This window comes from Occallatibacter sp. (assembly GCF_049582745.1).
Taxonomy (GTDB): Bacteria; Acidobacteriota; Terriglobia; order Terriglobales; family Acidobacteriaceae; genus Telmatobacter.
The window spans coordinates 1-10,182 of the sequence record NZ_JBAUUO010000070.1; the positions used below are offsets into that span (position 1 = coordinate 1).

General features: G+C 55.8%; 7 protein-coding genes. 3 read left to right on the forward strand and 4 right to left on the reverse strand.

The features are described from left to right. Positions 1-72: 72 nt before the first annotated feature. The gene (locus WCA10_RS11610; RefSeq protein WP_472822686.1) at positions 73-843 is read right to left on the reverse strand and encodes an ABC transporter ATP-binding protein; all 771 of its coding nucleotides are present in this window, start codon (positions 841-843) and stop codon (positions 73-75) included. Between the two features lie 74 nt (positions 844-917). Beyond that, positions 918-5,159 (reverse strand): non-ribosomal peptide synthetase, encoded by a 4,242-nt coding sequence (locus WCA10_RS11615; RefSeq protein WP_472822691.1) that lies wholly within the window; start codon positions 5,157-5,159, stop codon positions 918-920. Here WCA10_RS11615 and WCA10_RS11620 point away from each other — a divergent pair. Next, positions 5,052-5,471 (forward strand): hypothetical protein, encoded by a 420-nt coding sequence (locus WCA10_RS11620; protein ID WP_472822692.1) that lies wholly within the window; start codon positions 5,052-5,054, stop codon positions 5,469-5,471. The two genes, WCA10_RS11615 and WCA10_RS11620, sit on opposite strands and share 108 nt — an antisense overlap. A gap of 399 nt (positions 5,472-5,870) precedes the next feature. Next, the gene (locus WCA10_RS11625; RefSeq protein ID WP_472822687.1) at positions 5,871-6,056 is read left to right on the forward strand and encodes a hypothetical protein; all 186 of its coding nucleotides are present in this window, start codon (positions 5,871-5,873) and stop codon (positions 6,054-6,056) included. Here WCA10_RS11625 and WCA10_RS11630 read toward each other — a convergent pair. Together WCA10_RS11630 and WCA10_RS11635 are read right to left on the reverse strand one after the other, a co-directional pair. Beyond that, positions 6,050-6,820, reverse strand: coding sequence for an acyltransferase family protein (locus WCA10_RS11630; RefSeq protein ID WP_472822688.1), 771 nt, complete (start codon positions 6,818-6,820; stop codon positions 6,050-6,052). The genes WCA10_RS11625 and WCA10_RS11630 overlap by 7 nt on opposite strands. A gap of 61 nt (positions 6,821-6,881) precedes the next feature. Beyond that, a complete protein-coding gene (locus WCA10_RS11635; RefSeq protein ID WP_472822689.1) occupies positions 6,882-9,833 on the reverse strand; it encodes an SDR family NAD(P)-dependent oxidoreductase in 2,952 nt (983 codons plus the stop codon). 156 nt (positions 9,834-9,989) lie between these two features. Between WCA10_RS11635 and WCA10_RS11640 the strand changes: the two genes are divergently transcribed. Continuing rightward, positions 9,990-10,182: hypothetical protein (locus WCA10_RS11640; RefSeq protein WP_472822690.1), on the forward strand; the 193-nt coding region annotated here is incomplete at its 3' end.

Consider the following 10,182-nt stretch of genomic DNA (forward strand, 5'->3'; position numbering starts at 1 on the left):
AAGATGGTCATAAAGAAACTGGCTTTATAGCCGGATTCGATTCGGTAATCCCGCTTCACGAAAGCGGCAGCTTTACGCAACAACGTAATCATGATTCTCCATGGCCAAACTTCGCCGGTAATATTGCGCAAGCGTGATTCCATCTGCGGTCAGATCCTCAATGCGGTCGAAAGCTTTCAGGCGGCCCTTGTCGATGACGGCCACCTTATTGCAGAGTTTCATCGCTTCTTCCATCCGATGTGTGGCGATCATAAGGGTCTTGCGGGAGCCATGGTGAATGCGGCTCAGAATCAGCTCGGTCATCTCATCGCAGGCGATGGGATCGAGTGCGCGGGTTGGCTCGTCCAAAATGAGCACTTCGGGTTCGGCGATTAGTCCACGCGCCAATGCCAGGCGCTGCTTCATTCCGGAACTATATGCGGCGAAGGGTTGGTCCGCGGCGTCTTCAAGGCCAACCAAGTGGATCAGCTCGCGAATACGACCGGTGAGATCGGCGCCCCAGAGGTTATCCAATGCGCCGAAGAACTCGAGGTTCTGCACAGCGGTCAAGCGCCAGAAAAAACTTCGCTCCTCGTTGAGCACAAAACCTACTGATTTTCGCGCCGCCGAATTCTGCAGATGCGTGTTGAAGCCGTTGACGATTATGTTCCCATGGGTTGGAAGCAAAAGGCCTCCAATGAGCTTGAGCAGAGTGGTTTTGCCCGCGCCGTTAGGGCCCATAATCGCGATCCGATCGCCCATTTGGACTTGCAAGGAAGCCCCAGCTAAAGCAGTCTTTACCCTTCGAGGCCGCAATGGATGAAGAAGTAACTCACGATACCGCTTAGAAATTGGGAAAGCCATGGTGACGCTACGAACAGATATGATCTCTGTCGATTGGCACGCCGAGGTCTGGCAACTCAATTTTCGAGACTCAGTCACGCTGCGTTGTCCCCTCGATGGCCGGGCGAGCGGCCATGCCTTGATTGCGCGTCTTCAATACACTGCAGAAGCAGTTGTGCAAGTTCTTTGCCGTACTGCGTCAGAAGATTCAGGTGACCGCCAGGTGTCTTGTGGATAACTAAACTGTCGGCGGAGGTTGCATTCCACCCCAGTTCCTTTGCCGAGCGATAGGCATGCTCGTTCACGATCAACGTAATCCGACCTGGATAATGCTTGGGCCGGTAGCTGTACATGAGGCGCCGGTAACCCATTCTGAAAGCATAAAGATCATCCGGGACGAAACCTTCTGCCCTCCTTCGGCGGATGCTTCTGAACTTGCGGCCAAGCAGATCCCGAACAGCGCGTGCTCTTGAGCGACCATCCGATCGTATGACCTCTGAAATGACACTCAGTACGTGCCTGGTTCTTCGCGAAGCAATTCGGAGGTTGGACCGGAAAGCGGACGCGGATGTTGGACGCTCTGTGTCGATCAACGCGAGTAACAAGACCTCTTCACCTTCCGACATCAATTGCGTGGCCATTTCGAATGCCAAGAGGCCATCGACACAATATCCGCCCAGCAGATAAGGTCCCTTTGGTTGGACGGTGCGAACTTCAGCGAGATGCTCGCGCGCGGCTTCTTCGACGCTAGAGTAGTCCCCCCCGTCTCCGTGAATCCAGCGAGGCCGGAGGCCATATACGGGCTGGTCGGGACTCATGTGAGGAATAAGTCTCGACAGGGCCATCAAGGTATCGTCCGGACCCTGGTGCCCGATCACCAGGAAGAGCGGCCGACGTTTTCCTGTCTGCTGCGCCGGTACCAAAGAGGTCCAACGCGGAGCCTCTCCGACAAGTTGGTAGGTTTGAGCAGCCTGATCGTAGCGGATGTATTTTGCCAGACCAGCGACTGTTGGTTCGATAAAGAGGCAACGCAGCGGAACTTCTACGCCAAAGACGGATTGCAGCCGCGCGATCAGCCGAGTTGCAGAAAGGGAATGTCCTCCCAACTCAAAGAAATCATCGGTGACTCCTACTTTGCCGACATTCAGCACATCACACCAAATCTCAACGATTAAACGCTCGATTCGGTTGCTGGGCGGGATATATTGCTTGGTCGGCTGCAATCGGTCTTCTTCGCGCAGGACGAGCGCGCGGTGATCGACTTTGCCATTCGGAGTGAGCGGCAATGCAGGAAGGGACACGAAAGCAACCGGGATCATATAGTCGGGCAGCAGTCTTTTCAGATAAATCCGAAGCTCTTCCGGGACTAGCTGTTGCCCATCTCGGGCGACGGCAAAGGCTACCACTTTCTTATTCGCGGATTGATCTTCGCTCGTGACGACTGCGCAGTCTTGAATGCTCGGGTGATTTCCGAGGATCGTTTCGATTTCCCCAATCTCAATACGATAGCCCCGGATCTTAGCCTGCCGGTCGGCACGGCCAGCGAAGTCAATGAGCCCATCTGGGCGGTACCGCGCCAGATCACCTGTCCGATAGAGGCGATCACTGCTTTTCCCGGTATACGGATTCTTCACGAATCGTTCATGCGTGAGTTCTTTATCATTGATGTAGCCACGTGAAAGATAGGGTGAGCGGACATAGATCTCGCCCAGTTCGCCAGGGCCGCAAAGAGATCCGGTGCGGTTCAGAATCAGGAGCTGCATATCGGCAACCGGTCTTCCGAGCGGGACGGGTTTCGTTGCCAAGGTGCCGAGTTCTTTCGTTTCCTCGGATTCAATGGGATTGATTGGGTACGAAGCCACGGCTTGTGGTGTCTCTGTGGCGCCGTAGAAGTTGATACACGCCGCCCGGGGTGCCAACCTGCTCACAAGTGCAATATCCTGCAGGCGCAGAACATCGCCACCAAAGAAGACATAATGCAGGGCAGGCAATGACTCTTCGACGCACTCTCCTTCGGCCGGCTGGCTCAACAGAGCGGCCATGGCGGGAGTGATATGTGTGACCGTAACTTCCTGTTCTTTCATCCAGAATGACAGGTGCCCGGGCTGGAGGATATCGTTACGCGAGGGAATGCAAAGCGTAGCGCCCATCCAAAGTGGCGTAAAGATATCCCGGAGAAGCGGATCGTGCGCCAACCCGGACAGCATACTGAATCGGTCTGTGGCTTTCAGATCGAACTCGCGGAGATGCCAGTCGATAAAGTGGGAGAGCGGCCCGTGTGTGCTGAGGATGCACTTTGGATCGCCCGTCGTGCCAGAAGTGAATGTCACGTAAGCCGGAGAGTCAGGGCCGACGTCGGGGGTGGCGGGGAGGTCAAGCCCGGAGACATCCTCAACGCCTTCCGGAATCACCAGCCGGCAACTGCCAATGATCTCTTCAATCGCGACTTCCAGAGCCTCTGGCAGATCGGACGTCTTCTCGATCTGCAACCATGCTTTGGGGTTGGCTGCTCGAAGGGAGTTTATCAAACGCGTAGCCGGATAGGCTGGATCGAAAATACAAAAGGCTGCCCCGGCTCGGAGGACGCCAAGCAAAGCCGCGATGAATGCCGGCCTCCGCTGCGCGTAAACGGCTACGATGTCACCCGAACTAACCCCTAGATGACGAAGGCGCGCCGCCACGCCCCTGCTCGCGTTTTCCAGCCGCCCATAGGTCCAATCGGAGGAATCCGCTGTGATCGCGATTTTTGCGGGTGATCGAGTCGCTTGTTCCACGAAATTCTCGTGCACCGAACCGAACCAGCGTTCGGCAAGCGGCTCGGAAGGGTCTGGCAAACTGTGAGAACTCGAAGAGGTGAGAAGCGAGTAGCTGTCCAGCGGCCGCGAGGGATCTGCGCAAATCTGGTCGAGGAGCGCAGAATACTGATCGAGCATGATCTCCATTCGGCGTTCGTCGAACCTGTCGGCGTCATAAAGCAGAAGCAGATGGATAGAGCCGTCTTGCTCAGTGCTGTAAAGAGTCAGTTCAAACTTCGACTCCGAGGTCCAACGTGACTCGCTCTCTAATCCTGGAATCTGATCCTGGGCGGTGGGGACGTTCAAGTGATTGAAGAAGACCTGGAACAAAGGGGAGCGGTTGAGATCTCGTTTGACATCGAGCGTCTCGACGAGTTGCTCGAACGGCGTATCCTGGTGCGCATAAGCGTCAAGGACAGTGTTGCGGACCTTTCCCAGCAAATTGCGAAATGAACACTCGCCGGAGAGACAGGTTCGGATTACCACCGTATTGACGAAGAAGCCGATCATTTCCTCGAGTTCGGTGCGCTTACGACCTGCAATGGGAGTGCCCACCAGAATGTCGTCCTGGCCGCTCAGCCGATAAAGAAGAACGTTGAAGGCAGCAAGTAAGACCATGAAGAGGGAAACCCCCGCCTTCTGGCTCAGTGAATTCAGAGACTCGCAGACCGCAGGCGTGGTGTGTAGGGTCTTTCTTCCGCTCTGAAGCGACCGCATCTCCGTGCAAGTCCTGTCGGTTGGCAAGTCGAGCAACTGAATGCACCCACCGAGTTGGTTTTTCCAGAAAGCAAGGTGGTAGGCCCCCTCCGGTCCCTCCAGACATTTCCTCTGCCATGCGGCAAAATCGGCGTATTGAATAGGCAATTCGGACAGCGATGACAGCTTACCGTCGCGAAATGCGCGGTACAAGGACGAGAACTCGCGCCAGAATACCCCCATGGACCACCCATCAAAAACGGCATGATGCGCGGTGAGAAGGAGTACGTGCTCATCCTCGTGCATCCGCAGTAACTGGGTGCGCACAAGTGGACCGTTGGTCAAATCGAAGGAACTTTCGGCCGCGGCTGTCAAACACTTTTCGGCCTCTCGGTCCCGGTCCTCCGGGGACAATTTAGATAAATCGGAGACTTGAACCAAAACCGGATTCGCCGGCAGAATCACCTGGCGCGGCAATCCATTCGCAGCTGGGAAAACCGTACGCAGCACCTCATGGCGCCGTACGATCTCGGACAGGCATCTCTGGAGGATGGATAGATCCAGTATTCCACGCAATCGCCAAGCCATTGGTACGGTGTACGCCGCGCTCCCCGGGGCCATTTGCTCGAGGAACCACAGTCGCATTTGAGCGAACGATAGCGGCAGGTCGCCGTCACGTGATACGGGCTCAATAGTGGCGAAATCGGACTGATGCAGCCGGTTGGAGTCTTTGAGAAATTGAAGTATCTCGGCCTTTCGGGTCGCCAGTTGTTCTCGCAACCCCGCCGTCAGGGCATCTCTCGGCGCAGAAACCTGAAGTTGCTCTCCTTCAGCATTTATGACGATATCGAGCGTTCGCAGATGCGACAGAAAATCTGCCGTCTTCATGACCTGGGGCACCTTTTGGAAAGGAGTGTGTTTGAGCGTGTTTCAAAATCATTTCCGTATGGCGATCTAGAGCGAGGCGGAATAGAAGAAGGCGCAGTACGCGGAGAACAGATGTTCGTGACAAACCAACAAGCGGCGGAAATGCCCCTGCCAGGTGTCGGTGCGTTCGATCTTCCAGCGTCGTTGGTAGCGTCGCAATTTCCGGCCATCTTCGCATCTCCACCAGACGTTGAGCCAAACACGCTTATCTTCCCACTCCTGGAGCGGTAGCCAACAGATCGAGGCCAAGGGATACGCGTCAGGCAGAAGACGCCAAGCCAGACCGTTTGGGACCAGCGATTTCGCGCCCAAGTTCCAAAACCCCATTTCAATCGCCAACCAGGATCTGACAGACGGAATGAATGTATTCAATTCAAGCGAATGGTACAGGAAAGTTACTCCGCTCGTCGTCACACAAAAGCGTCACAATTGACCGGTGAAAAGTAATACACCTGAGTTACTGTCGGAACAACCTCTTGAAACTTCACAGGTGACACGCGCCCCGTTGACCGCTTTCTGGCAAAGGTGATTTCCGCCTGTTGGAAGTTCCGTCTTCCGAGTTTCAGGGTCGGTTTTCGGTTACACTTCGCCGGATTTCTGTTCTCGTACTGCATGTCGGCCAAACTCGCAATGGAAGTGGCAAAAACTGCCGAAGTCGGCACAAGTGGCGCGGCAATCGATCAGGATGGTGCGAACGACTGCGCCAAGCAGTACGACGTGCAGCAACTTGGCGAGTACGACCGAGATGCTAGAACCGGGCTTGGAAGCCGAATCGGTCCGCCGGATTGTTCGTTCAGTCTCATCCTCGCTCACTGACCGGTGTTGACGTAGCGATACCTGGAAACAGCGTGACGGATCAGCGGATGCTCCAAGAATCGCCATGAGATCGCGGCGCAAGCAAGTGTGATGACAAGAGCCAGACAAGTCACGCAGAATGTGGTCCAATTATGAAGTAGAATTGCGCCGACAGCCATCCGAAGGATGCCGCGGGGAGTCGAAACTCGAATGGCAAAGGGCAACAAGAGATAAAATTGCTCTTCCACTGCCAGGGACCAAGTTGCGGAAATCCATTCCGCACCCCACTGGTGGCGAAACGCCGTAAAGACATTTTGCAGAAAGAGAGGATACAACCAGAAAGGCACGTCACGGTTGAAGAGGCGGTGAAGATAGGTTGCGTTGTGTGGGCCGATGAGATGCAGCCCAAGTAGAAAGAGCATCAGCCAGAGGAAGTACACCGGGAAGATGCGATAAACCCGACGACCATAGAAGGTTGAATAGTAGTTCTTGGCAAACCTGGCGTCGTACAGAATGCCGCCAATCAAGAAACCTGACAGGACGAAGAACAAATCGACGCCGGAAACCATCAGGTGGAGTGGCCAGAGGGTAGAGTTGATCCAGCGCGATGTAACCTGCGTAGACTGTACGAAATAGTGGAAAACTACTACGAGCAGAATGGCCAAACCTCTGACCCCGTCCAACTCAGGGATTCGTCCGGATAGGCGTGGATTTCGCCAGGCAGAGTTCTCAAGCATAAGCATAGGGAAGGACTGATGCCGTAGTATACGATCTCGATGTCGCATGGCGTTCTCGCGCGATTGAGCCCTACGCTTCGTTGGTCTAAGTGACTCCCGGAATCGTCCTCTAGAGCAAGATTTCCTCTCGGTTCGACGCCTGTCCCGAAGTTCCAGGCAAGAGATCGTCAATCGGCGTGTTCGGGGCACGGAGAATGACGTCGAGCAATCGGCAGTAATCGGTGGCCATCGCTTTAGCCGTCGCCGGGTCGAGGACATCGCAGTTGTAGTTCAGATACCCAACCAGTTGGCCGTTCATCTCGGCCAACTGGACGCCGACCTCCGGCCGTCCCTCTTGCTGCGTTACAACCATGTACGGACACAGCATTGATGCACCGAACTCCACGGGGCTAGCCTGAACCCCCATAAAAAGGGAGCGGAGTGCACCGGAGCGGTCCGTCAGAAAATTGAAGAACGACTGGAAAATTGGAATGCGGTCCAGATTTCGCGGCTGCCGCAGCCTCGTCACCAATAAGGAAAATGGAAACTCTTGATGCTCAAGAGCCTCCAGCACGGTATCGCGGGTGCGAACAAGATACTCCGCGAAGGTCGGATTGCCCGCGAGATCGCCACGCAAAGCCAGCAGATTGATAAACAACCCCATGGTGTTTTTCCACCGCGGGTTCTCGCGTCCCGACACGGATGTTCCCACAACGATGTCGTTCTGCCCGGTGTAGTGATACAGCAAAATCTGGAACGCGGCCAGGAGGAATGAATACCCAGTCGCTCTGTATTCACGAGCAATCCGCACTATCTCCGGCCAGTGCTCGGAGGTGAATGCCAGGGGAAGCGCTTCGCCCCGGGAAATCAATACCGCTGGCCGTTGTCGAGTCGACGGCAACTGCAAAATGGGCAATTCGCCGCCAAGTTTCCGTTTCCAATACTCCCAGAGCTGTTCCGATCCGGGGCTCTGGACGGCTTTGCTTTCCCATTCCACAAACTCGGCGTACTCTGCCCTGACCGGCTCTAGACGTGGTTCAGTTCCCGCTAGTTCGGCGGCATATATCTGCTTCAAGTCTTCAATGCAAAGGTGTACCGACCAGTGATCGATGATGATGTGGTCGAGCTTGAAGAAAACTACGTCTGCCTTTTCAGCCCGGAAGACGCTCACGCGGAACATGGGGCTATCAAGCGCGAACGGTTGCTGAAAATCTTGAAGAATCGCCTGCTTGATTTCTTCGTCACTCCACGAACTTGCTTCGACAAGGCTGACGTCCAAGCGGGGCGACTGCAGGATGCGCTGCATCGGAGCGTCCGCCTCGTTGGTAAAAAAGACCGTCCGGAGAGCTGCATGGCGAGCTGCCAGCTTGTCCACCGATCGTGCAAACGCGGGCCAATTCAGATGGGGGATTGCCTTCGCGGTCAAACCGATATTGTAAGAGGCGGAGCCGGCCATCATTTTGTGCCCGAACCATTGCACTTGTTGAGCAAACGACAGAGGGAACTCAATTATCGAACCGGAAATCGTGGCGGCTGGTTCGAGCATCTCGGATTTAGGCTGTTCAGCCTCAATCTGCGTTGCGACTTCCTTCAAACTCAATCCCTGCAAAAAACGTACGGTGGGAATTGCAACCCCGAGATCGGAGTTGATGCGATTTCGAAACTCAAGAGCCATTAAGGAATCTAACCCGAAATCCGTCACGGGGCGGGTGGGGTCGATGGTTCGAGCGTCGATGGCGAGAGTAGACGCGAGGGTCTGAGCCAGATATTGAACCAGCCGAGTCCCGCGCTCGCTGGGCCGCTCGTGAAGATATTCGCGCAACCGCTCTTTTCCCGAGTCGGCCGATTCCTCCACGAGACTTCTAAGAAATGGCTGGCTCCCATGGTGCGACTTCTGCACTGTCCAATCGACCGGGGCAATAGCAATCTGAGCAGTTTCCATCAACAGAGCTTGCCCCAAGGCCGCTAGAGCCAAATGGGGCGGCATCAATTGAAATTCCGCTTGGCGCCTGCCCTGGGCCACCAGGCGCGCCGCCATACCTGAATCGGCCCAGCCGCCCCAATTGACGGACAACGCAGGCAATCCTTTGCTTTTGCGATGAACGGCCAATGCGTCAAGGTAAGCATTTGCGGCGGCATAGCTTGCCTGGCCGGTCGAGCCCATCAAGGATGCAGCCGACGAAAATAGCACGAAAAAGTCCAGCGGCATTTCTGCCGTGAGCCGGTGAAGATTCCAGGCTCCGGCCACCTTCGGATTCATCACTTTTTGGAAGCGCTCCCATGTCTGCTGCGCGATGACTCCGTCATCCAGCACGCCGGCGGTGTGAATAATCCCGCCGAGTTCGGGTAAGGTTTCCCGCATTTTGCGAAAGGCCTCTTCCATCTCAGGGAGGGAAGCCACATCCGCCGCATACACCTCGACACGCACATCGCTGCGCTGAAGACCTGCAATGACCTCCGCAGCTTGTTCCGATGGAGCTTTCCGCCCCAGCAAAACCAGATTGCGTGCACCGTGACTCGCCATCCATTCCGCAGTCTTCAGGCCTAACCCGCCGAGGCCGCCGGTGATCAAATACGTTTTGAAGGCGGTGAACGATGGCGGCGCACCGGAAGGCGCAATCGCGCGCGCCAAACGAGCCACGTATTGCTTGCCGTCCCGGAAAGCGATCTGATCTTCGCCGTCACTGTTCTCAATGGCGGACAGAAGTTCGGTTGCACTTTGACGTGCGCCGGCAGTTGGATCGAGATCCACCAAACCACCCCAGGAGACCGGATGCTCGAGCGCAAAGGTCTTACCGAAGCCCCAAAGCTGCGCCTGTGCCACGTTCTGAACTGAATGAGGAAGAGATGGTAACTGGGCCCCGGTAGTGACGATCCACAGACGCGCATCCTGTTCTGCGGCGATGAGTGCCTGCGCGGTTCGGAGGGCCCATGATACGCACTCACCATCGCCAACAGAAGAATCCGCCGTCGACTGCGCCAAGTGGAGAATCAGGTCATACGATCCGTTCCGAAGCTCAGCACTGACAGCGTCTGGCGAAGTTGCTAAGGTCGCCTCCCCGCCAAGAGCCCGGATTTGCATTGCCAGCTCCGAAGCGAGCGCGCCGCCATCGGACACAATGACACATCGCAAGGGCGCTCTGCGAGCAACTTTCGTTGCTTTAGCATCGTCGCCCATTACTAGCTGCCAGGAAACCTCGTAAAACCAATCTGTCGGGGGAGCATTTTCAGGTGCCTGATGGCCAAGTTCATGCGCGCCATCCGGCCGAACTTCGGGAGTTCGCCGGAGGTGGGCACGATCCATCCAATAGGACTGTCGTTGGAAGGGGTAGGTAGGCAGCGGGAGTCGACGTCGGGGATAGGGCAGGTCGAAACCGGTCCAGTTGACCTCGGCGCCATAGACATACAACTGGGCGAGGCTGTCAAGCATT

Coding starts and splice junctions, on each gene's coding strand:
- WCA10_RS11625 (WP_472822687.1), top strand. CDS start 5,871: ATGGAAGTGGCAAAAACTGCCGAAGTCGGCACAAGTGGCGCGGCAATC.
- WCA10_RS11630 (WP_472822688.1), bottom strand. CDS start 6,820: ATGCGACATCGAGATCGTATACTACGGCATCAGTCCTTCCCTATGCTT.
- WCA10_RS11610 (WP_472822686.1), bottom strand. CDS start 843: ATGGCTTTCCCAATTTCTAAGCGGTATCGTGAGTTACTTCTTCATCCA.
- WCA10_RS11635 (WP_472822689.1), bottom strand. CDS start 9,833: ATGCAAATCCGGGCTCTTGGCGGGGAGGCGACCTTAGCAACTTCGCCA.